The 23,464-nt window shown below is 45.9% G+C and carries 15 protein-coding genes; 8 read left to right on the top strand and 7 right to left on the bottom strand.

Annotation, left to right across the window (positions count from 1 at the left end; translation table 11 throughout):
* The first annotated feature begins 223 nt into the window (after positions 1-223).
* Both KDD36_05165 and KDD36_05160 read left to right on the top strand, forming a co-directional pair.
* Positions 224-1,099 (top strand): helix-turn-helix domain-containing protein, encoded by an 876-nt coding sequence (locus KDD36_05165; GenBank protein ID MCB0396018.1) that lies wholly within the window; start codon positions 224-226, stop codon positions 1,097-1,099.
* Positions 1,100-1,276: 177 nt separating this feature from the next.
* Positions 1,277-2,281, top strand: coding sequence for a T9SS type A sorting domain-containing protein (locus tag KDD36_05160; protein ID MCB0396017.1), 1,005 nt, complete (start codon positions 1,277-1,279; stop codon positions 2,279-2,281).
* Here the strand turns inward: KDD36_05160 and KDD36_05155 are convergent, their stop codons facing one another.
* Positions 2,282-3,316 carry a T9SS type A sorting domain-containing protein gene (locus tag KDD36_05155; GenBank protein ID MCB0396016.1) on the bottom strand — a complete coding sequence of 345 codons (1,035 nt, stop codon included), beginning with the start codon at positions 3,314-3,316 and terminating at the stop codon, positions 2,282-2,284. It lies immediately after the preceding gene.
* A 49-nt stretch (positions 3,317-3,365) separates the two neighbouring features.
* Between KDD36_05155 and KDD36_05150 the strand changes: the two genes are divergently transcribed.
* Positions 3,366-3,797, top strand: coding sequence for a DUF983 domain-containing protein (locus KDD36_05150; protein ID MCB0396015.1), 432 nt, complete (start codon positions 3,366-3,368; stop codon positions 3,795-3,797).
* 15 nt (positions 3,798-3,812) lie between these two features.
* Here the strand turns inward: KDD36_05150 and KDD36_05145 are convergent, their stop codons facing one another.
* The 5 genes from KDD36_05145 to KDD36_05125 form a co-directional block, all read right to left on the bottom strand.
* Entirely contained in the window at positions 3,813-7,013 is a 3,201-nt protein-coding gene (locus KDD36_05145; protein ID MCB0396014.1) for a M4 family metallopeptidase, read from the bottom strand.
* A 90-nt stretch (positions 7,014-7,103) separates the two neighbouring features.
* Positions 7,104-10,037 carry a PKD domain-containing protein gene (locus KDD36_05140; protein ID MCB0396013.1) on the bottom strand — a complete coding sequence of 978 codons (2,934 nt, stop codon included), beginning with the start codon at positions 10,035-10,037 and terminating at the stop codon, positions 7,104-7,106.
* A 2-nt stretch (positions 10,038-10,039) separates the two neighbouring features.
* The gene (locus tag KDD36_05135) at positions 10,040-12,814 is read right to left on the bottom strand and encodes a choice-of-anchor L domain-containing protein (GenBank protein ID MCB0396012.1); all 2,775 of its coding nucleotides are present in this window, start codon (positions 12,812-12,814) and stop codon (positions 10,040-10,042) included.
* Positions 12,815-13,211: 397 nt separating this feature from the next.
* Entirely contained in the window at positions 13,212-15,074 is a 1,863-nt protein-coding gene (locus tag KDD36_05130; protein MCB0396011.1) for a tetratricopeptide repeat protein, read from the bottom strand.
* Between the two features lie 67 nt (positions 15,075-15,141).
* Entirely contained in the window at positions 15,142-16,095 is a 954-nt protein-coding gene (locus KDD36_05125; protein ID MCB0396010.1) for a glycosyltransferase family 2 protein, read from the bottom strand.
* A 212-nt stretch (positions 16,096-16,307) separates the two neighbouring features.
* Here KDD36_05125 and KDD36_05120 point away from each other — a divergent pair, with 212 nt between their 5' ends.
* Both KDD36_05120 and KDD36_05115 read left to right on the top strand, forming a co-directional pair.
* A complete protein-coding gene (locus KDD36_05120) occupies positions 16,308-17,573 on the top strand; it encodes a hypothetical protein (GenBank protein MCB0396009.1) in 1,266 nt (421 codons plus the stop codon).
* A gap of 8 nt (positions 17,574-17,581) precedes the next feature.
* The gene (locus KDD36_05115) at positions 17,582-18,034 is read left to right on the top strand and encodes a hypothetical protein (protein MCB0396008.1); all 453 of its coding nucleotides are present in this window, start codon (positions 17,582-17,584) and stop codon (positions 18,032-18,034) included.
* 96 nt (positions 18,035-18,130) lie between these two features.
* On the opposite strand, the gene KDD36_05110 is transcribed toward KDD36_05115, so the two are convergent.
* On the bottom strand, positions 18,131-19,504 hold the full coding sequence (locus tag KDD36_05110; protein ID MCB0396007.1) for a histidine kinase: 1,374 nt from the start codon (positions 19,502-19,504) through the stop codon (positions 18,131-18,133).
* 783 nt (positions 19,505-20,287) lie between these two features.
* On the opposite strand from KDD36_05110, the gene KDD36_05105 reads away from it, so the two are divergent.
* Genes KDD36_05105 through KDD36_05095 form a run of 3 tightly spaced genes read left to right on the top strand, consistent with a single transcriptional unit; the run spans position 20,288 to position 23,456 of the window.
* Complete coding sequence (locus KDD36_05105) at positions 20,288-21,625, top strand: PhoH family protein (GenBank protein ID MCB0396006.1); 1,338 nt, start codon at positions 20,288-20,290, stop codon at positions 21,623-21,625.
* A 47-nt stretch (positions 21,626-21,672) separates the two neighbouring features.
* Complete coding sequence (locus KDD36_05100) at positions 21,673-22,842, top strand: aspartate aminotransferase family protein (GenBank protein ID MCB0396005.1); 1,170 nt, start codon at positions 21,673-21,675, stop codon at positions 22,840-22,842.
* Positions 22,839-23,456: a hypothetical protein gene (locus tag KDD36_05095; GenBank protein ID MCB0396004.1), complete on the top strand. Its 618-nt coding sequence runs from the start codon at positions 22,839-22,841 to the stop codon at positions 23,454-23,456. Before KDD36_05100 ends, KDD36_05095 begins: the two co-directional genes overlap by 4 nt.
* Positions 23,457-23,464: the final 8 nt, after the last annotated feature.

Here is a 23,464-nt window from a genome sequence, read left to right as displayed (position 1 = left end):
TATTATATTTCCCTACATATTATCTTTATAGCATAAGGCAACCCTGAGGCCCGCCTCAACCACCATTGATTGAAATGCAAAAAATCCTTAAGTATTTTCGGCATGACCAAGGTACAAAAGAGAGTACCCAAATGCCTCCACGGAATTAACCAATCCATATACTAAATTAGCTCAATCGGTTATTTTGTAGCGGAAAATCCCCTATATTTGCTACTATATTAGCATGAAACCGATATTTTTCCAAAACCCAAAGACCAAAGAGAAGTCCATTCACGTACAAGTGGACCGGTCAGCCTATTTCTTTGATCATCTTCATTACCATCCTGAGGTTCAGATCACCGGGCTCGTTTCCGGAGAGGGAACGTTGATTGTGGGCGATCGCATTAAGCGCTTCGGCCCGGGCGATGTGTTTATGTTAGGAGCCAACCTTCCCCACGTTGTGCGAAGCGATGAAGCATATTATGAACCTGGATCACGACTCATATCCCACGGAACATCCGTATACTTCAGCACGATGGAACTGGGAGATGTTTTTATGGGCTTGCCCGAAATGGCTTCTGTAAGCCGCTTGGTGGAAGACGCTTCCAGGGGGATTATCTTTAAGGGAAAGGCCCGTGACAAGTGCCATTCGATGATTCAGGAAATGTCCAGAATCACCGGTGTCAACAGGCTGATCATGTTATTGGAGATCCTTAAGGTATTATCGGAAACTGATGAATACGAGTTCCTCAGTTCTGTGGCCATTGGAAAACAAGGTAAAGAGACCGACAACAAAAGAATGAAGGATACCCTGGCTTACATGTTCAACCATTACCAGGAGGATATCAAGCTGGAAGATGTGGCGGCTGTTGCCAATATGAGTACCACTGCTTTTTGCAGGTACTTCAAACAAAGAACCCGTAAAACGTTTTCCAGCTTTCTGAACGAGATCCGCATTGCCAACGCCTGTAAAATGCTTACCTCCTCTTCCATGTCCATCAGCCAGATATGCTATCAGAGCGGATTTAATAATGTGGCCAACTTTAATCGCCAGTTTAAGCGCATTAATAATCTGACCCCATCCGAATACCTGAAGAAATTCAGACGTCCGGAAATGTAGGGCCATTCCGCTTAAAACCCTTGCCCCGCCTTACAATCACTCATCGCCACCATTCAGCCTGAGCGTACAACGAAGCCATTTATCATCGCGTTTCACAAGTAGATCCACCTACAATGCTACGCTATGACACGGGAATCTTTTCACCTCATGTTCCAATGTAAAGAAGATTGGAACCATATGAAGAAAAACGGCATCGGAAGACATTGCGATTCCTGCGAGAAGACAGTGATTGATTTCACAGGGATGAACCCACATGAAATTAAACAATACCTCCGGGAGCAATCCCAGCCTGTATGTGGCCGAATTCAACGCGATCGGGTCCATATACCGGATTCACCTCCGGCTAAAAAAAGCATTATTGTTCTGAGTTATCTGACTTCTGCCTTGCTCATGCTTTTGGCCTTGTTCCCAAACCGAAAAGCAATCGCTCAAAAGACTGAACCGGAGGATGCAAAAACACCGACAGAATCCGGATCATCTCAAACCACGGGTTATCGTGAGATTGTAGGAAAGGTATCAGAGGAAGGTACAGGAGATAGAATTTCCTTTGCGATTGTTGGTGTTTCGTATAAAGGTGATCAGATCGCAACGACAACGACTGATTACTATGGCAACTACACCATCCGGTTTCCGATCAATCAACCTTTGGATCATGTGGATATTCAAATATCCGTTTTCGCATATGAGACGGTATTTATGGAAAACATTTCCTTTCCCCATCTTAAGGAAAAGATATATCTGAAGAATGAAATGCGGAAAGTTTCTGATTTCTGCATAATTGAAGTTGAGTTAAAGCCTAAAGTTACCCATGTGGCTGTAGGACTCATCGTTTATAAGAAAGCTGAAGTAGATGAAATTGATCCTGAGCCTGAGGTATTAGATCAGGAAAATGAAGTGAAGTTGAACGCTGAAAAAACAAATGTTATGAATACCTCCGACACCACCCACCTGAGACTTTACCCTAATCCTGCGGATGAATATGTTAAGATATTGCTGACGCAGAAAGGAGATTATAACCTCGAGATATTTGATTCGCAGGGCAACCTGTTATACAGCCAGATGTTTTCAGGAAAGGTTTCCCTTGTGAATACCACGAACTTTCCCTCGGGCATTTACACCACACGTATAACATCCAGGTTCTGGACCGGACCGAAGTCAGAACAACTTCTGGTGGTACATTGATCAGGGGAGTTTGCTGAAACGGGCATAATGATATGCTCCTCCTATTTCCGCAAAGCGGATCAGATATACACCGGAGGGCAACATATTTAGCTCCGCTTCTCCTTTGGTTCCAGATATCACGAGTTGCCCGGCCGAATCAAACACCTGCCATGACAACAGTCCCGCCTGATCCCAATGAAGGGAGTATGACGTTGGGTTTGGGAAAACGCGTACGCTTTCCGTATTCACACCGGCATATACAATACCTGTCGTATTGACAACCCACACATTCGCTATGGCAAAGTCTTCACAACCGTTCACATAAACCATGACCGTCACCTGATAGGCGCCGGGGGTTGTGTATGTATGCGACGGTGCGGTTGCAACGGAGGTGTCTCCATCGCCAAAATCCCAGGCCACGCTATCATAACCTGAAGTCAACAGACTGAAGTCAACTGTTCCACTTACGGAAAGATTAACCGTATCCTCACTTGCCTGGATGATCGGCGCATGGATCACGGTCAGCGTAACTGCCACGCCAACCGCAGCCGAATCGGAGCATCCTTTGCTGTTTGTTTTTGTCATGTTATACCAACCAGCCTGGGATGTGTCATAGACCGGAGATACTGCACCTGATATCGGATTGCCATTCATATACCATTGGCTTGTTCCTCCGGTAGAAGCGCTTAGTTGTACACTTTCACCGGGACAATAGGTGGTATCCGTTGCGGGCATGATGCTCACGGAGGGAATGTTATTCACTGAGACCGCAATGCCAGTTGCTGCACTATCCGTCCCACATGTTTGCCCTACCATGCAATTGTAAACACCGGGCGTATTCACGAACAAATATGAATCCGTTGCGCCATTGACAGGTACACCATTCCTGTACCATAGAAAGGTATCACCCAGCGGAGTCGCATCCAGTTTGATGCTGTCGTTGGCACAAACAGGGTTTTGTCCTGTGGATGCAATTGTGTGAGGACACTGGGCGTTGGCTTTATTGGCGCTGATAAAGAGCGGCATGGAGAGGACAAAAGGGATATACCATTTCATCCGTTAAAGATAAAATATTGAGGTTATTCCTGTAAATTGCACGCGATTTATGAAGTTCAAGCGCAGCAATATTATCCTGGGTATACTTCGCAATAGATGCCCGAGATGCCATAACGGACCTTTTTGGGCACATGCCAACCCATATGTTAACCTCATCCGGTATAAGGGTGGAATTTATGAACGATGCAGTTCCTGTGGTCTGAAGTACGAAAAGGATGTGGGCTTCTGGTATGGTGCGATGATCGTGAGTTATGCCCTCAACGTCGGACTCTTTCTCATCATGTGGGCACTTTGGGCTTGGGTATATGATGATGATACCCCTCTGCTACAGCTGGTAACCAGCATTATCCTTTCATCCATATTGTTTTTCCCCATCGTATTCTACCTTTCAAGAATGGTCTGGATCCGGTTCTTTGTAAGGTATGACGAGAAATGCCCTTCTGAGGCCGGAAGCTTTCCGGCAGAGGTTACCACCAGATAGCACCCGTTCAACAAATCAATACACAAGGATTTTCTGGACCTGGATGCCTTCTCCGGTACGCAAAGTCACCAGATACCAGCCCGGTTTCCAATGATCACCGGCAAATCTCACCTGGTTCATCCCGGGTTTTATTTTCATTGGCCGACTTTCGATAAACTGACCAATAATATTGCTAACCTCTACGGTCACATCATCTGCATTCGCTGAATTGACCCATACATCAAATACCCCTTCACTCGGATTCGGATAAATACCCCATGGCCATTCATTTGCATCGCCCGGTTCATTCACGCCGACATTGACGGTCTCTACCACATTGATGTTATCAATAAAGGCATTGTCACCCACATAAAGTGCGGGGTACTTTTCTGACTCACGGCCTTCATAATTCTTCGTTTCAAAACACACTTCAAACTTGTTACCAGCATAAGCACTTAAATCCACGTGATGAAATGTGAATGCATCTGATGTTTTGGTGACGGGATTATACTGATCCCCGATCTGACTTCCGTTGACCATGACCCTCAGGTTACTTGTAAATGGAAAGGGACCGCCGGCTTCCGTACTGTATATCCCGTTGTAAGTCTGCCTGAGGTCGAATGTCAGGTGTGCTGTGCTCCAGCTACTGGCATCAATACACAGGCAGAGTTCTCCGCGATAGTCATCATTTACCGTCCATGAGTTCAGATCTGTTGGTTTTTTATAACCGTACGTAAAACGGATGGAATTATAAACGGATCCGCTGATCTGGTAAGCATAATTTCCTGCTGCAGCGGAGGTGTCAGATATGCACCCCCTTGTTCTGGGCATGTTCACCGAATAAAACGAGTCAATAGCAGCGATGGGATCTTCAAAGGTGATGCGCGCATCCGTCAGGTAAGTCGGGCGGATAACCAGTACATCCGTCACAGAGTCGTTTACGGCATTATTATCTCCCGGATATTCTGTCCAGGCATCAAGCAGGAACGTCCGCGAGCCGGTCAGCGAAAGTTTTGTTGAGAAAGTATGACTGACCTTTCCTTTGGATGGAAGGTCTGTTCCGAGCACCAGGGTATCCCTGATGGCTGTTCCTCCATTGCTTCTATAGGCCAACGGAATAGAACTGCCGGAGGGTAATGTGTCGCACCCGAGGTATTGCAATGTAACCACTACATCTTCGGAATTGCCAAGGAGGCAACTCGAAGATGGGCTAATAATCTCGGTCACCCCAAGATCCGTGTTCTGGTACGCAATCTTTAGCACATTAACGTTGATCGTATCATTTGAAATATTCTGGTCATTAGCCATAGTCACCCAGCATTTCACAGCATAAGTTCCCGCGGTAACCAGATTGGCGGACTGCGAAAATGTATGAATGATGGTATCTCCCGCAGGCAGCGGTGTGGTCAGCACAATGGTATCTGTATGCACCGTACCCGAATTCACTTTGTACGATGTGGTGATGGTATCACCGGAAGCCACATCCTGACAGCCGGTATTTTTAATATATATACTTAAATTTTCATTGGCCGTGAGTCCGCATGAAGGATGTTCCGTTTCTAATTTCAAAACGCCTGCATCCAACTCTGACAAGGAGTCTCCTACACCTACTGCATACCAGGCCATTGCGGTTTGCTTCATTTCATCTGAACAGGTACCGAATAAATCTTCAGCGGCCCAGATAGAACCCTGACGGGCATCGGCATATGTAGATGATTTTGTCAGATATACGGTGAGGTTCCGGTAGGCAATGGCAGCAGCCTTATGCCTGCCGATGCCATTGACGGTATATGCATCTCCGTTGTCGTTCACCCCGGAATCACCATCCGTTAACAGATAGAACCAGAAGTTCTGAACGCCACTGTTATAATGCACACCTCCATTGTCATCTGAAGCCGTATACCAGTAGTTTCCCTTGTATGTATCCGGATTTGCAAAGCGATGTGGCTCCGCCATGTCACGAAGGGCACCAATATCCTCGCCCACATCCCAGTTCACACTGCTGCTGTCTCCCATCCATTCAACCATATATCCGAATATATCGCTGAATGATTCATTCAGTGCGCCTGATTCATTCTTATAGATAAGACCGGCGGAAAACTGCGTAACACCGTGGGTAAATTCATGCCCGCAAACATCCAGTGCAACGAAGGGTTTTGAATTACCCGCCCCATCTCCATAGGTCATAAACTCACCGTTCCAGAAAGCATTCTGGTACTTGTCGCGAAAATGGAGAAAAGACAACATGGGGGAACCGAGATTATCAAAACTGTTCCGGCCATGGTATTGAAGGTAGTAATCATGTGTTACCTCACCGCCCCAGTGTCCGTCTGTAGCCGCTTCATCATGCTGTGAATTGAAGTTGTCCCAGAAATTGTCGTCGTCGGTAAAATCCACCGCATCTCCGTAAAAAATTCCTTTGTTCATATCATAGGTTTCGATACGAACACCATCACGAACTTCCCGGAGGCGAAATGAATCCGGCGCCAGGGAGTCTGTTACAATGCTGACGGTATCGTTGTACATTGTTGCAGCGGTGCCGAAGGCATTATCGGTGTGAATCTGATCCAGGGTCATCAGCACTTCACCGGATGACGCGTCAACAAAATACCATTGGCGGCTCAGCGGCTCAACCGAGAAGATGTCGATCTGCCAGGCCAGTTTATATGCAGAAGGTATACCGGAAAATGTGGGATCAATGATCACCAGTTCCGCTTTGGGGTAATAGGTTGCATCCGGATCGTTGCGCAACCGTTTCAATAAGGTTTCCGCGTTCTTATCTTCCCACATATATACATGTGCATTTGCCCGTTGCATGGCGGTTGCCACTGCAGTTATGGATGAAACAGCAGGTTGCACATCAAGGGAAAGACCGGCGACCCACTTTCCGTTGGCGGAACGGGCAAGTCCGTTTTGTGAATGAACGGTCAGTTCGGCATCAAAAACCTGAACCCCCGAATATGTTTGCGTATATCGGTCGTGTGTCATACCGATGTTGTCATCAAAATGTTTTTGAAGCTCAAACCCGACCTCTTTCCCTAGTTCGGCATGTTGTGTAAACACTTCAATAAATTGACCGTTGGTCAGGTGTTGATCAGGAGTAACCTTTAACCAGCCGTTCTGATCAACTTGTAGTTTGGGTAGATTTTCCGGGGTTTCCGGAGAAGATTGCTGGGCGAATGAAAGCATGGTACCAGTACATAGCACGAGCATGCTGAATAGCTTGGGAGCAGACATAAGAAAATGGTTTTAGAGGCCGATCAAACGTAAAAAAATCCGGGCAGATGCTCTACCCGGATTTTATAAATTTTAAGATTTCAATTGGCCCTATCGTACGAGGGTGACCTGCCCTACCCGTCTCCAGCGTTCACCGGAACAGTCTATAGCCCGAATCAACCACACGTACACATCTTCCTGTGCAATTTTATCTCCTCCATTGGCTTTACCGTTCCAACCTTCGAATGAACTGGTCTGGAATATTTCATTTCCCCAACGGTCGAAAATAAACATCTCAACTTCACAGAAGCCTTCATACTCGATCTTAAAGAAATCATTAACACCATCTCCATTCGGGCTGAATACGTTTGGTACATAGATAGAAGATATAGGTTCTACAATGACTTTTTTGTAAACAGTATCCTTGCAGCCGTATTGGTTTTCCATGGCCAGCACCACGTTATACTCCCCCACTTCCCTGTAGGTGTGGTTGGGATGCTGGATGGCGGCGGTATCTCCATCACCGAAGAACCAGTTCCATTTCACACCAGCCGTAGATTTATCAGTGAAATTGATTACCGGGTTAATGATGCTCACCTTGATGGGATCAGCATCAAAAGCGGCATTCGGCCATGGATACCCCTCAACATAACAGGGCTTGGTCAATGACTTTTTACAACCCGATGGAGAAGTAACGGTGAGCGAAATATCATAGCATCCCGGCTCGGTGAATTGATGTGTAGGCTGGCAATCGGTGGAGGCCGCTGAACCGTCACCGAAGTCCCACAAACATGAACCACCATAAGAAGAGCAGTCTGCAAAATCCACAATCAGCGGCACACACCCCTTCAACGAGTCTGTGAAGCAGATGATTGGCTCCGGATTTACCATGACCGATTGTACAATTGAATCAGAACATCCGGATGCTTCTGCTACAAAAAGCTTAACGGTATACACACCGGCGCTGCCATAAATGTGGTCCTGATCTCCGCATCCGTTTACAACCGTTCCATCTCCGAAATCCCATACGCAGTTGGACAGGACACCTGTGGAAGAAGACAGGTCCGTAAAGTTTGTAGCACTGCCTACACAAACCGGACCGGTTGAGAAGTTGGCTACAGGAGGCGGATAAACGTTGACCTTGATGATGGTATCATCCGTACATCCGGCCTGTGTTACCACCGTGAGTTTCACATCAAATGTTCCCGTGCTTTGGTAAATGTGGGCAGGGTTCGGTGCGTTCTGGAAGGAAGTTTTGTCACCGAAACTCCAGGTCCAACCCACCAGGGGATCATTAGGATTCGTCGGATAAGAGTTATTGGTAAAGTATACGGTATCGCCCAGACAAACATCATAGCCGGAGATGTCAGCAACCGGCGCCGGCACTACCTCCACCGTTTTTGTTACGGTGGCCGGACATCCTGTTTGACTGCTTACATCCAGTGTGACCGTATAGGTTCCGGGACCCGGATACGTATATGTTGGGTTTTGAGAGGTAGATGTCGCATTATTATGACCAAAGTTCCAGGAATAAGATGTAATGGTCCCAGTCCCTATGACGGAATTATCCGTAAACTCGGTCTCTGCACCGGCACAAACAATCGGCGCCACGAAATCTGCAACCGGCATTGGGTCTACCTGTATAATGGCTTTTGCCGTGTCCAAACATCCTTCATCGGTATAAACGATAAGGGTAGGCTCATAGGTTCCGGCTGTGGTGTAGATATGGTAAGGATCCTGAACATTATCGGTTCCGCTGTCGCCGAAATCCCATTGGTAGGTTTGGATGTCCACCGTATCTCCGTTGCCCAGGAATATACTGTATGAGCTTTCATCAAAGAAAACCGTATCTCCTTCGCAAATAGGAGAAGGCTGTGCAGTAAAGATGGCATTGGTTTGTGTAGGACTGATAATCGCACCCAGGTCGGTCTTACAACCGTTACGGCTCGTAAGGGTTACCCATACAGAGTCTCCGGGACTCACATTATCTACAAGGATGGTGCGTGTACTTTCACCATTAAACCAATCATAAGCGAATCCTTCAGGTGCAGAAATGGTCACCGTACCGCCCGGTGTGCAGTTTTGAACGGTCAGTCCCAATGAATCACATCTGGCCGTTACATAGGCATAACCGAAGTGACCTCCCCATCCGCAATCCCACGTATTGAAGGTGATGGTGATCGGAACACCCACATAAGATCTGAGATCCACGCCTACGGTGGTCCATGCACGATATGCCGTTCCAACGGATGACAAAGGATTACCTCCAAAACTGGTGACCTGGTTGTAGGAGCACTCCCTGAAACCTGTGAGTGTAGTATCATAGATAACCTCGAAAGCGCCGCATGTCGGGTCAATGAGTTCGCCTGTAAGGTCGTTAGTAATAAAAACATTGAAGCGGGGACGGATGCTGTCTGAATGAGGGGGATTGTTCGGATCACGAAGCGGATCCTGTAGCACCACGGCATATTTATAGGTGAGCAGTTGATTATCGGTTCCGACAACGAATGAGTAACTGAGGTAGTCTATCTCCCACCCCACTCCTGTACCCCAAGGTCCCCTTCCTCCATTCCCTAGACGCACACACTGATTCTCACCCGGAGGTAGGGTCATTACATTATTGCAGGTAAACGGGTCAGGCTGGGAGTTGGTAATAATGGTATGCCTTCCTGGGAAAATACCTATCGTATTATAAAAATCACCAGGTTGGTTCATTGGAGGATTGAGACAAGCAAAGCATGCATTAGGTAAAGGAAACTGGAAACCTGGAACAGAGTAGCATGCCCCGTTACATGCTGGCCCGGTGCCATCGGGACAGTTCACATTCGGTCTTCCTGCCTGCGGACAGTTATTCGCGTCCGGGTGATCTGACTTATAAACCGTCGTTCGCCCCACCCATCCTGTGAAATCGCGCCTGCTGAAGTCCAGGTTTTCACATGTTGAAGGCGGTTTGGTCTGTGCCTGAACTTTCACTGATATAACTGTAGACATCAGCAGTACACACAGTACCACGGGGGCAATCCATCCTTTTATGTAGGCGACCATAGTCATCGGATTACGGTTACACTGCCCAGCAACTGCTTGAGCATAGATCCATTGTTCTTATCTGTAAATCTTGCGATATAAATATATACGTCATTCTGAACTGCTTTATCACCCGGATTTCCGGCGTTGCTGTATACCTTTCCATCCCAGGGATCATTCAATGATGTTGATTTATAAATGGTATTGCCCCATCGATCCATGATGTACATTACGAAGTCCGCTTCCAAATAGATACCTGTTGCTTTGGGAATGAAGCCCTCGTTGATGCCATCTCCTCCCGGTGTAAAAGCATTCGGGATGTATACCGACGATAATTCACGCACCACCACATATTCAACAGCGGTGTCCGCGCAACCATACTCATTATATACGATCTGTTCTACTGAATAGGTTCCGGGTTCGTTGTAAGTCTTGATCGGATTGGTATTTGTGGTGGTGGTATCGATATCTCCCCCCCCATAATTCCATATCCAGGTTCCGCCGCCAAAGGACTCATCCGTGATCTGTACGACCGGATTGATATCATCCACCACACGGGGTGACATATTGAAGCCGGCGGTTGGTTTGGGGTAAACGGTGATTAGGTTTTGCCTGAATACGGTATCCGAACAACCGTCAGAGGTAACAATCATCAAGCCCGGAGAAAAATAACCGTCTTCATAAAAACAGTAACGAACATCCTTCCCCACTTCCACATGGTTTCCAAACAACCAGGCCCATTGTTCGATCTGGGCCTGCCCCTCATCTGTCTGATCGCTGAAATCAAGACACAAAGGTGAACAGCCTGCAATGCTATCAAGGAAAAACTTGGGTTCAGGCATCGGATAGACATTAATTGTTTGCTCGACACTATCCGTACATCCGTAGTAGCTTGTCACCCATAACTTAATTGTTTTCGGGCCGTCGGTATCATAAAAATGGGTTGGATTCAGCGAATCTGAGGTAGATCCATCTCCAAAGTCCCATACCCAGTTACCACCGGTTATGCCTAGCGATCGGTTGAAAATTTTTGCCGCTACGTTCTGGCATATATCATCAACATACATCTGCGCCGTTGGCTTGGGCTGAATAATCACAGCCTTCTTAACAGTATTGCTGCATCCGTTTGCGGTTGTTACGGTAAGGGTAACAAAATAGGTGCCCGCCAGCTTGTAAACATGAGATGGATTTGGTGAATTCAGTGTCGGTGTTCCATCTCCAAAGTCCCATACGGACTGTGACAGATTATCATTCGGATCTGCAATCGTTGTAAGGTTCAGGAAAAAAGAGGTGTCATCCACACATGGTTCGTTGACAGAGAAATTGGCAACCGGAAGCGCCCATATCTGCATCGTCTGATCGGTTTGGGCGGTACACCCATTCTCATCTGTTGCTGTGAGAGTAATGGTATAAGTACCTGGCATATTATAGGTGTGCTGGGGATTGGCAATCGTATCGAAGAAATTATCTCCAAAATCCCAGAGCCATCCGGTGATATTTCCTCCACTGGAAGCGGAAAGATCCGTGAACATGGTTGGTTGATTGGTACATGCCGGCGTGAAGTTGAAGTTCACATCCGGCGGTGGCATCACATTCACCCTAATGCTGTCGGTCAACACACATCCGTCGGGCGAGGTTGCCTGCAGGACATACGTATAGGTTACCGGAGTGGTTGACGCCACTGATATTGAAATTACAGGATTTGACAGGGTCGGATCCGTAATGCCTCCGGTTGGCGTCCAGGCGTAGGTATACGTGGGATCAAGTATATTCCCTATCTGTATCTGCCCTCCGGAACAAATGGTTACATCCGGGCCGGCATCAATGGAAGCAGGATCTGAAATATTGATCCGGATGGTATCAAAAATCGGGCAATTCCCGCGTTGATAAACGATTTCAACATACTCACCTGGTTCCAGGGTACCATCAAAGATAGGGTCAATAATAACTTCGGCGCAGGATTGACCTGCAGGAATAGTCACATTATTAGGAATGGTCTGATAATCTACACCATTGGTTGCAGTCCCTCTGATTTCATAGTTCACGGTCAATGGCAAGTTTATCTCACCTGTACGGCAGAAAGTAAATGCACCTGGGGTACAGCCTTCTACCCCATCCCTGTTGGCTCCAATCTCGTTAAATACAATAGGTGTACACTCAACCGACTTGGATTCAATGAATATGCCCGAATCGAAAATACCGTCTTCTACGTCGGCAATGGCAATTTTCAGGTGATAAGTCTCACAGGGAATTACCGCAATCTTACCGGTAAGAGGCCAGGTATAGCCGTCATATTGGATTCCTGTACCGTTATTGTTATTTACGTACAGGTTAGCATTTACATTCTGATTAATATTATTGATGTTGATCGGAAGACCTTGTCCGGGAATAACCGCGATATTCTGCGCACCCACAATTCCAGGTCCGCTAACGTAGAAGGCAAACACATCGTTAAACTCCCTTCCTACGAATTCAGGATATTCCTCGGACCCGAAAGCATAGTTGATTCTAAGGGTATCACAATATGGAACGAGGTCAAATTCAAGCACGCATGCATCGTAGGTCGTTTGCCCGGCGAGTGCATCCAACTGGTTATCGCCTGCCGTACCATTATTTACCCCAGCACTTACATTGTTATTGGGGCCCCTCGCTGTTTGGGTAGAACCGGTGGTAAGAAGTATACCTGTACGAATAGCCATGGTGGTCGCTGTCGCATCAAAGAGACCAATGGCTCCCTGAGGGCAGTTAAGAACCACATTCTTCACATCGAAGCCCTGTCCTACAATTTGGTTTGCCATTTGGACTGGTGTCAGATTATTGTTCACCACCAATTGAGCTTTCAAATTGAAAAGGGTCAATAAGAATGCAGTCAGTGTATAGAATACACGTCTTTTACTGAAAGGATTAGAACTTCCACTCATCACGCATCGGTTAGGTCAAACGCCTTAATACCGTTGCTCTGGTACTTTCCAGAAGCACTTAAATGCACATCACTAAAGCGCTTCCCGCGCTTGACTCTTAATAAAAAATGGACAATCGATTCAACAACCATATCAAATATAATAAAGCGAGCTCCCTATTCCAAGTAATTTGACCAATAAGATTTGGTGAAAATGAAGAATCCTGCTTTATTTTTTCAAGTCGAACAAAATATTGTTCGGTATGGCAAAATAATTTTTCCACATCTGTGGATAACTATTCGCCGAGCAGTTCACGTGCATGCTTTTCATCTCCCAGTTTCCTATAGGTATAACCAAGGTTTGTACGTGCGGATTTGTCCTGGGGATTCATTTGGTAGGCTCTTGAAAAATGCCGCAATGCATTGTTATAATCCTGAAGATGATTGAAATATATGGCCCCGAGCGCGCTGGAGAGTATCGGTGGGCTGGGATCAATCGCTACTGCATTTTCCAAAAAGAAAGCCGCATTGCGATAATCTTTCTCCACTTCGAACAGCTGAAACCCGAGGTAATAGTTTACAAAGAAATTGTCAGGATAAGCATTATAAAGCTTCTGATAGATCGCATTACGTTCCGTTTTAGGACGCTCCTTTCCCTTTGGTTCCCAAACACCAACATCAAACCGCTGAATTTCTTCCCTCATGGTTGCATGGGGCATTCTGATGGGTATGGTCACGAGGAGTGTGTAATATCTGGAGTAAAAAGCCTCGTCCGTGAGGTATCTCGGACCTCTTCCCAAAACAATAAGATCAAACTTTTGCTGCTCAATCATTTGATTTACTTCTCTCCTTGCCTCCATCCAACGATCCTGTATCTCGGGATGTGGCGATAAAAAGGAAGACCAAATACCATTGCGCTCGCCACCATATTGAAAATACTCAGAGTTACCCGTGTCAAATACACGCTTGTTTTCCTGTAGCAGGTCCATCGCAATGACCGGGGTATTCAATACCTGATTGGCAGGTTCAGTCAGCGTTTTTAAAAGTTTCCACGATTCCTCGCTATACCTTACCTCCCCTGTATGGTTGAGGTATGCGAATGCGTTAATTCCCAGGTTGATCATCAACAATGCCATGACCAGACTTCGTTTATACCGGATAGACGCCCTGAAAACGGCAGGAAGGGTCGCTAAAAGCAAAAAGGGCGACATCAACTGAAATAAATAGGTAAGCCATGCACCCTGATGTTGGCCTAAGCGATATACGAATAACAGGAAAATACAAACAGCCACAAATGCCGAAAGAGGTATCGCGCTTGCTATTGCCGGGGCTTCTGGATTCTTTAAGTTCAATTTCCAGCTCCCACCCTTAAATGATCGCCACCCTGCATACCCACCCATCATCATCAGTCCAATTAAGCCAGGACTGTGCTTGACATAAGCCGATAATTGCCTGATCATATAATCAAATTTATCAATGCGATAGTTAGTATAAATGAAGAAGGCGTTGCTGAAATATGTTTCAAAACGTTGGTCTACAACAAGAACGGATATCAAGAGCAACAGGGCAAACCCACATCCATATATCAACCCTTGCTTTTTGGAAACAAACAAAAACATATATGCTGCAAGAAATGCGGAGGCCAGCAAAAAATACGGTTTGGCGTAGAATGCAACGATGCAACAAACCATGCTCACCACCAATGAACGCCAACCATATCCTGAGATCACAGGGTAAAACAAGGACACCATAAACAGGAACAACCCAAAGCTATCCGGCCTCACCATGGGCGTCACGAAATAAAGCAGTGAAGCATAGAAGATGAGTGTAGCTGCGGTGCTTTCCAGCCGGGGAACCTTCAACCGCTGCAGCAGCAAATACAAGGTGATGCAGCAACACCATATAAAGAAACCCACGATTGCGCGATATACCGGGTACCCCTCCCCAAAGACCATCACCACCGGATAGCATATATAATTAAAGGCCACACCATATACATTGGTATACCAGGGTTGTTGGGCAAGTTCATATGGATCACCCCCTTTAAGCATCAAATGCGTGGTGGCAGGTGTATGGGCTTCACGGTATTCTAGGGGGTATGGGCAACTGATCAATCTGTAATGATCCGCCAACAGCTTTACACCGATAACGCCAAGCATGAACCATAACATTATGGTTATCGCCTTAGGGAAAACAGAAGGTTTAGCGGATGTGACAGTCTCTCCTTCAGTCATTGCTAAAGTTGATGGTTTCGTCAATGATATACTCCGGTCGCTGTTTTACTTCGTCAAAGATGCTGCCGATATATTTACCTATCAGACCTACGGTCAGAAGCTGTACCCCGCCAAAGAAAATGATGGCTATCATGGTGGATGCCCAACCGGCCATAAAAAAGTAATCCCCGGACAAGCGAACTACCAGCGCATAAACCGCCAGTAACAAACCGATGAACAAACACAGGAAACCCAGATTAATGGCTACATGAAGAGGCCTTTTGGAAAAATAGGTCAACGCATTCATTCCAAGGCCCATCATCTTTGACCAACCGTACTTGGTGTTTCCTGCCAACCGCTCATCTCTTTTATAATAGAAAGGCACCTGATTGAATCCAACCCAACTTACCAGCCCTCTGACATACTTATTCTTTTCCTTCAATGTCCTGAATGCATCGATCACCTTTCTATCCATCAACCTGAAATCACCGGTGTCCACTGGAATATGTACGTCAGAGAACCGGTTGATCAGGCGATAAAACAAATGGGCAGAACTTTTCTTCAACCAACTTTCTCCCTGTCTTGATGAACGTACACCGTAAACCACATTAGCTCCGGTATCGTTCATCAACTTTATCATATCCGGAATGATTTCTGGGGGATCCTGTAAATCTGCATCTATGCTCACCGCAGTATCCCTGGAGCAATGATGAAGACCTGCTGCCACTGCCGCCTGATGCCCAAAATTTCTGGAGAATGAGATCACCTTAAAAGAAGGATTGGAATCAGCAAATGATCTTAAGATCTTACCTGTTCCATCAGAACTGCCATCGTTGATAAAGATGACTTCGGTATCCAATTCTGAAATCAGTCGTGAACATAAATTCACAAGTCGCTCGCATGTGCTCGCAATGACTTCTTCTTCCTGATAGCAGGGAACAATAATGGATAACCCAATAACCGGCATAGCACAAATGTATCTAAAACCTGTTAATCGCTGGTCACTTTACGTATTATTACCTACTATTCTCAACATCAACATGTTAACGCGTCGCCAACGTTCGGAGAAACGTTTAAACTTTTCACATCCAATTCAGGGTAACGTTGGGAAATTGAAATAAACATATGGTATGGCAGACACATATATATCGGTGTGTCCAATTTGAAATAACCATGATTATGAATAACCTGTCAAAACAAAAAAATACCACCCTGCTTCTCAGCGTTGGATTCTTTTGTTTGTTTTGTACACAACAAGCATCAGCCTTAAATGATGCCATTCGTTTCAGGGTTTCCCAGGGAACATTTTCCGATGAAACTGTCATCCGTTATCTACAGGAAGCAACTCCTGCATTCGACAGCAAATACGATGCATGGAAACGATTCACCAGCAGTACCGAAGTCCCAAGCCTATTCACCCGGATAGAAGATAGTCTGGCATTATCTATCAATGCCCTACCACCCTATGATACTTACGAAACAGAATACCTCTACCTCAAGGTTCAACAACCAGGTGACATCACCATTCAATGGGAAATCCTCGGATCTTTTGATCCTGATGCACAATTGACTATTGAAGATCCTTTAACCGGTGACAAGGTCGACATTCTTCATCTTGAACAATTTACGTTTGAAGCCCAGCCCGGAACTTATGAACTAAAGTTTGACATCACCTTCCCTAATCCTCCGGCAATCCCCACTGCTACAGCTGTTGCGGCAGGATGTAATCAAAAAGGCGGACTTCTGGTTTACACAGAGACCGTGCCCATACACATGGTGGCCAGCAGAAACGGTTCTACGGTTTTAGTGGCAGACATCGTATCCGCCGGAGAATCCGAGTTCGGTCAATTACAAGCGGGCACTTATCATCTCGTTTATTATTCGCAGGGGAACCCTATCTCGGAAGATGATGTTGTCATTTCCGCTCCAGCTCCGGTCAAGGCCGAATTTGACTATTCCACACAAACAGGCCTGTTGTATTCCGGTGAGGAGATTACTTTCACAAACTGGTCAACAGATGCCAACCATTTCGTTTGGGAATGCTCCAACGGTTATACCACCACTGAAACTTCACCGGTGATCCAATTTCAAAATGAAGGAACCTATGAAGTGACACTTACTGCATTTAATGACTCATGTGATAATAGTATCACAAAAACGATTACTATATTGCCCGACAACCCAACGGGTGTATATTCAGCCGGCGATAATGAAATTGGGCTTTCATTTATCCCCAATGGTAATTTTGTCAGGATTCAGGGATCAGGTCATCAGGAACCATATTCCTATGTGATTATGGACATGGGTGGACGTTTGATTGAAACGAAGACCATACCATCCTCTACCTCGCGTGTAAGAATCCCTGAGATGAAGAATGGCACATACATTTTTAACTTGATTTACTCGGGCAGAAATAAGGTAATACTTATCAACCAAACCAAATAACTACTACAATGACTAGCAAGAAGATTTTGATGCGATTTGTGATGTTGGCAACTTTCTGCGTGAACGCATTGACACCCTTGACTTCCACAGCACAGGATGCAAAGTCCGAACAGCCGGAGCCAAGTTCAAATAACGCGGTAACCAAGAGCGACCAAATCCTGGCACGCTTCACCGCCAAACCTGACCACAACAACGTTTATATTCAGTGTCGTACCAAAGGTGCCATTGAAGAAGGATTGCTCGTGCTGGAAAGGTCTACCGGTAACCTGGAATTTGTGGCTATACAAATGAGGCCCTGTTTCAACAGCCCGATCGAATTGGCATATTCATTTCAAGACTTGTCTGTACGCGGAGATATGGTTTGGTACAGGGTCAGATATGTCAGACACGGAGAGACACCCATTTTTTCAGAAAGCATACCGGTAAAAGTCGCCAATACGGAGGTGGCATTGTCGGAGTAGAAAGACGATGCCGGTTAGCAAATGGGCCTGATTCATTTGAATCAGGCCTTTTTCTTTTCAAACACGTTACCCACAGTTGAGTAGGTGTTCTTACACTTAGATGGATAATAATGGAAATGTCAGCTCAACGGAAGTTCCTTTCGCATTTCCATTGGCGTCCTTCAGATCAACAACTTTGATGTCGTGCTTTGCGCCGGATGTTTCGGTCAATAAACGAAGTCTGGTTTTGGTGATCTTTTCACCCATCGAGCGATGGGCCTTCCCACGATTCAGGGTGGTAAAGGAAAGCGCATATTCCCTCCCTACCCCATTGTCCTGAATTTTACAAATCAGTCGGTCTTTGACTCCGTTAAACGAAATGGTGATCAAGCCGTCGTCTCTACCCCTGAGCTTTCCGATACCATGAACAACGGCATTCTCCACATGCGGTTGCAATACCATGGGAGGAATCACAGCTGCATCCATATCAAGACCCGGTTCTATGATGACATTATACTCAAATCGTTTATCAAATCTTTTTTTCTCAAGTTCAAGGTATTTGATCAGAAACTCCACCTCCTCTGCAATGGTAATCTTCAGCTTGCTGGAATTCTCCAGAACATTCCTGATCAGGCTGGAAAACTCAGAAACATATTCAAGTGCAGGTTCAGTTTGCCTATCCAGAATATAAACCTGAATGGCATTCATCGCATTGAAAATAAAGTGGGGGTTGATCTGGGTGCTCAGGAATTGGGATTGATATTCCTTTGACATTCGTTCTTGCTTTTCAAGCTCCTTATCCACCTCTACCTTATGGGTGATATCTTTGGCAATAAGCAGCATCTGCTTATTGCCATGGTCATCAATTCCATTTGGGTAAACATGTGTGCCATACCATGCAGGATTATTGCCTTCTCCGATACTCTCCGCCTCAAAATAGGAGGGTCTGCCCGATTGAGACACCCTTTTTATCGTCGCTTTGATCTCCTTATGTTCCTTAGCGGGGAAAAATTCATAGACTGTTTTGCCAATCACATCTTTGGCATCCAGATGTTTTAAGGTTTTATTTATAAACTGAATTCTTCCATTCAGTGAAATATTCAGAAAAAAGAGAGAAGTTGCTTTTGTGATTATATTCAACTCCTGATCTTTCTGACGTAATTGTCTTTCCGCGCGCACGCGGTTGGAAACATCAAACCCAAGCAGCAAAAAGTGATCCCCGTGTATCGGTTGAATATCTGCAGACAGCCATATCTTCTCCCCGCCGCTCCCCCTGATGCACAAGGTACCTTCCCAGTTTTGACTCTTCTTAATTTGTTTTGATACTGCTTTCCAGGTTACGGATTTATCATCATTCCCCACAAATGTACCCCAAATGCTTACCTGCTTTGATGAAACACTTTTATCCAGCACACCGCCGGACTCATCCGGATGGCATTTCGTAAAAAGATCCTTGAGTAGCTCCGCACCAATACGGATCAATCTCTTCAAATGAAAACGGGAACCGATTCTTGCGAAAAGGCTCCCGTTTTACATTTCAGTGTAAACCGAAATGCCAGGTACCAATATCCGAAGCTATACCAGCGTTACCGCGGCATCGCTCCCTCCCGTCTTCCAATCAAAGGCATTCCGAGGACTGCCTTCAACATGAACTTCCATCGCCGTGAGGCTTCGGAAAGTTTACCCTTTTGATCCGGCAACTTAAGTTAACCTTTACTCAAGGGTCAGACATTTTAGTTATTCTTCTCACATACCTTTCAGAGAAATGCATGGAAAAAGAACGAACCACAGGTTACGAAATACCAACAGTATCCTTTCGTCAACCGCCGGTGCCCTCTCATCCTTTTTGCCCCAACAAAGTGGGATTTCAGACAGACCCGGGAGTCATGCCCTTTCAGCAATGACAGAACAACTTCCGATCCGGAGAACCACCTTTGGAATAAACCTTCGGTGATGAATACCGGTTACTTGCTATTTCAAATATAGAAGTGCAACAAGATGATCGCAAGAAATCCGATCCGGTTTTACACACATGGTTTCAACATAAGATATAAACAATTGTTAATATCCTCAGGACACGTGTATGTACTTACACCATTCATCAATTACCAAGGCCTGAGCCGGGTTTGTGAACAGGCTGCTACCAGAGTTATTAACAAGACACATCCGTTCGGGATGAAATTTATCAAGACAAGGCCGTTGATTTCTTTATGTATCCAAGGAGCTTCTAAGTCGTATTACCTGTTAAATTTGAAAAAACCTGATACCACCTCTATGACTGCCCGTAAAAAGACTAAAAAGATTTATGTTCTCGATACCTCTGTCATTCTTCACGATCACAATGCCATCTTTCATTTTGATGAACACGATATAGCGATCCCCATCACGGTATTGGAAGAGTTGGATAATTTTAAGAAAGGCAATAGCCCCAAGAACTATGAAGCCCGTGAATTTATCCGCATCATCGACCGGATTTCCGGCAACTATTCCCTGCAGGAATGGATACCCATTGATGGCAAAGAAAAGGGACGCGTAAAGATCGTCATGAACGAATCCGGCCCTTCCGTGGATGCTAACCGGGTTTTCGATCAGAAAAAACCAGACCACAAAATACTGAACGCGGCACTTACCCTGGCAGAAGAAGAAAAAACCACCCGTGTTGTCCTTGTGACCAAAGACATTAATCTGCGACTGAAGGCAAAAGCCCTCAACCTGATCGCGGAAGATTATGAGACCGGCAAGATTCAGGATATCAAGAATCTCTACACCGGAAGGGTATGCATTGAAGATATTCCCACGGATACCATCATGAAACTTTATAAAGATGGTGAGCTTGCCGATACCGATATACTCGGGGATTTTAAGATCAATAATCACTTCTTTATCCTGAAGAACGGAAAGACTTCTTCGCTCGCTTACTTCAATCCTTTCGACAACAGCATTAAAAAGGTTGAGAAGCAATATACCTATGGCATTAAACCCAGAAATGCCGAGCAAACATTCGCCATGCATGCCATCATGAATCCGGATATCAAGGTGGTGACCATTCAGGGGGTAGCCGGCACGGGTAAAACGCTGCTTGCGTTGGCTGGGTGTCTGGAACAAAAGAGTTTGTACAATCAGATCATCCTGGCGCGTCCCATTGTCCCCCTAAGCAACAAGGACCTGGGTTATCTTCCCGGTGATGTCAATGACAAGATCAATCCGTACATGGAGCCACTCTGGGATAACCTGAAGTTTATCAAGAATCAGTTCGGGGAGAATGAGAAACGCAGCAAGATGATCGATCAGATGCAAAAGGAAGAAAAGATCGTCATCGCACCCCTGGCATACATCCGCGGACGAAGCATCAGTGATTCAATTTTCATTGTAGACGAGTCACAGAACCTGACTCCTCATGAGGTTAAAACAATCATCACACGGGCCGGAGAAAACACCAAGATCATTTTCACCGGTGATGTGTTTCAAATTGATACACCATACCTTGATGAGCAGAGTAACGGTCTGTCTTATCTGATCGACCGCCTGAAAGGCAATAAGCTGTTCGCCCATATCACCCTGGAAAAAGGCGAACGTTCAGAACTTGCCAATCTGGCCAACGAACTTCTGTAGCATAATCAACCGGTTTCCCTTTCGCCCAAATGGTTAACTTTGGGCAAATGGCAACATCACCGCTAGCCCCTACCAGTCCGAAACCTATCGGGCTTGACATCCTTGATGCTGAAGGCATTTATCTCAGGGATCGCAACAACAAACAGTATATTGATCTGATCAGCGGTATCGCTGTAAATAATCTCGGACACCGTCACCCAAGCATCATTCAGGCATTAAAAGATCACCTGGATCACTACCTGCACGCCATGGTATATGGTGAGTTTGTTCAGGAAAAACAATTGGCCTTTGCCAAATTACTAACCGAACATCTGGCCTCCTCTCTCAACAATGTTTACTTTACCAATTCTGGTAGTGAAGCCGTAGAAGGTGCCTTAAAACTTGCCAAGAAATATACACGACGTACTGAAATACTGGCATTCGAAAAGGCATATCACGGAAGTACACACGGTGCCCTGAGTGTTACGGGAAACGATGCTTTGAAATCCGGGTTCGGCCCCCTGCTGCCGGGTGTCTTTCATGGGGTATTCAATGAAGAGGTCTCAGCTGAACTTATTAATCATAATACGGCAGCTGTTATTGTCGAGGTCATCCAGGGTGAAGCCGGAGTCAGGAACGCAACCCCTTCTTTTCTGAAAAGGCTGCGCGAAAGATGCACAGCGTTTGGCGCCCTGCTGATTATCGATGAGTCACAAACCGCCTTCGGTCGTACCGGGCATTTGTATGCCCATCAATCGTATGATGTGATACCCGACATCCTTGTTCTGGCCAAAGCTTTGGGTGGTGGCATGCCCCTTGGAGCTTTCATTGCGTCCGGGCAGGTCATGAACGTATTGAGTCACGATCCGGCATTGGGCCATATCACCACCTTTGGCGGACATCCATTGTCGTGTGCTGCCGGACTGGCACATATGCAAGCACTGATTTCCGAAGGATGGATGGATACGGTGGCTGAGAAAGAAAAACGATTTCGTGAAAACCTCAGTCATCCCCTAATAAAGGAAATACGTGGAAGTGGATTGATGCTGGCGGTGGAGCTAGGAAATACCGCTCTTCGCGAGAAAGCTTGTGATCAGGCATTAAAGAACGGATTACTCACCGATTGGTTCCTGTTTTGCGATACCGCTCTCCGGATTGCGCCACCATTGACCATTACCCTTGAACAGATAGATCAGGCGTGCGCCATCATTGACAAATCTTTGAACGAGGCAGAATGAAGCGATATATAATCCCGGCGCTCATTATGGCAATGATGCTATGCCAGACTGTACTCGCACAAGACAGTCTTATGCAAACATCATCTCAGCTTTACCTTGGCATGCGCACCACGGTGGGCGTTACACAAGGCTATACAGGAAGAGGATTCGGTGTTCACATCGGGCTTAAGCGAAGTAACCGTTGGAATACCAAATTATTCGGGGACATGATCATCACCGATATTGCTGACATTGCCAAAAGAACCGACATCCACACCGGTGGTGTGCTTATGTTTTACCCCATTCAGCCGTGGAATAACATACAACCGTTTATCCTCGCGGGGTACGGATTGGCTTACTCAACAATGCGACACGCCGATAAAGGCGGTATATCGCGACAAAGGTTCAGTTCAACTTCTCAAGGTGGCCTTGGTGCTGAGGTTGAGTTAACCAATCAGCTTTATGCTGCCTTATCCGGCCAATATATGTGGCATTTTAACAGTGAACTGGAAGCTTACGTTTCCAACCATGTGTTTATTATTGAACGGAACAGAAAGGCATTCTCACAGCATATGCTGATCACCCTGAGTATTAATTATTGCCTGACATCAAACCGAAGTGGTCACGCGAATTAACGCCTATT

This window comes from Flavobacteriales bacterium (genome assembly GCA_020435415.1).
Classification (GTDB): Bacteria; Bacteroidota; Bacteroidia; order JACJYZ01; family JACJYZ01; genus JACJYZ01.
The sequence above is the reverse complement of the archived record's forward strand: the minus strand, read 5'-3'. Positions and strand labels throughout refer to the sequence as shown.

What these genes read in the sequence shown, in the direction of transcription:
- KDD36_05140 (MCB0396013.1), bottom strand. Translation starts at nt 10,037, where the DNA reads ATGGTCGCCTACATAAAAGGATGGATTGCCCCCGTGGTACTGTGTGTA.
- KDD36_05125 (MCB0396010.1), bottom strand. Translation starts at nt 16,095, where the DNA reads ATGCCGGTTATTGGGTTATCCATTATTGTTCCCTGCTATCAGGAAGAA.
- KDD36_05155 (MCB0396016.1), bottom strand. Translation starts at nt 3,316, where the DNA reads ATGAAATGGTATATCCCTTTTGTCCTCTCCATGCCGCTCTTTATCAGC.
- KDD36_05105 (MCB0396006.1), top strand. Translation starts at nt 20,288, where the DNA reads ATGACTGCCCGTAAAAAGACTAAAAAGATTTATGTTCTCGATACCTCT.
- KDD36_05145 (MCB0396014.1), bottom strand. Translation starts at nt 7,013, where the DNA reads ATGTCTGCTCCCAAGCTATTCAGCATGCTCGTGCTATGTACTGGTACC.
- KDD36_05120 (MCB0396009.1), top strand. Translation starts at nt 16,308, where the DNA reads ATGAATAACCTGTCAAAACAAAAAAATACCACCCTGCTTCTCAGCGTT.
- KDD36_05150 (MCB0396015.1), top strand. Translation starts at nt 3,366, where the DNA reads ATGAAGTTCAAGCGCAGCAATATTATCCTGGGTATACTTCGCAATAGA.
- KDD36_05160 (MCB0396017.1), top strand. Translation starts at nt 1,277, where the DNA reads ATGAAGAAAAACGGCATCGGAAGACATTGCGATTCCTGCGAGAAGACA.
- KDD36_05115 (MCB0396008.1), top strand. Translation starts at nt 17,582, where the DNA reads ATGACTAGCAAGAAGATTTTGATGCGATTTGTGATGTTGGCAACTTTC.
- KDD36_05165 (MCB0396018.1), top strand. Translation starts at nt 224, where the DNA reads ATGAAACCGATATTTTTCCAAAACCCAAAGACCAAAGAGAAGTCCATT.
- KDD36_05095 (MCB0396004.1), top strand. Translation starts at nt 22,839, where the DNA reads ATGAAGCGATATATAATCCCGGCGCTCATTATGGCAATGATGCTATGC.
- KDD36_05130 (MCB0396011.1), bottom strand. Translation starts at nt 15,074, where the DNA reads ATGCTTGGCGTTATCGGTGTAAAGCTGTTGGCGGATCATTACAGATTG.
- KDD36_05100 (MCB0396005.1), top strand. Translation starts at nt 21,673, where the DNA reads ATGGCAACATCACCGCTAGCCCCTACCAGTCCGAAACCTATCGGGCTT.
- KDD36_05135 (MCB0396012.1), bottom strand. Translation starts at nt 12,814, where the DNA reads ATGGCAAACCAAATTGTAGGACAGGGCTTCGATGTGAAGAATGTGGTT.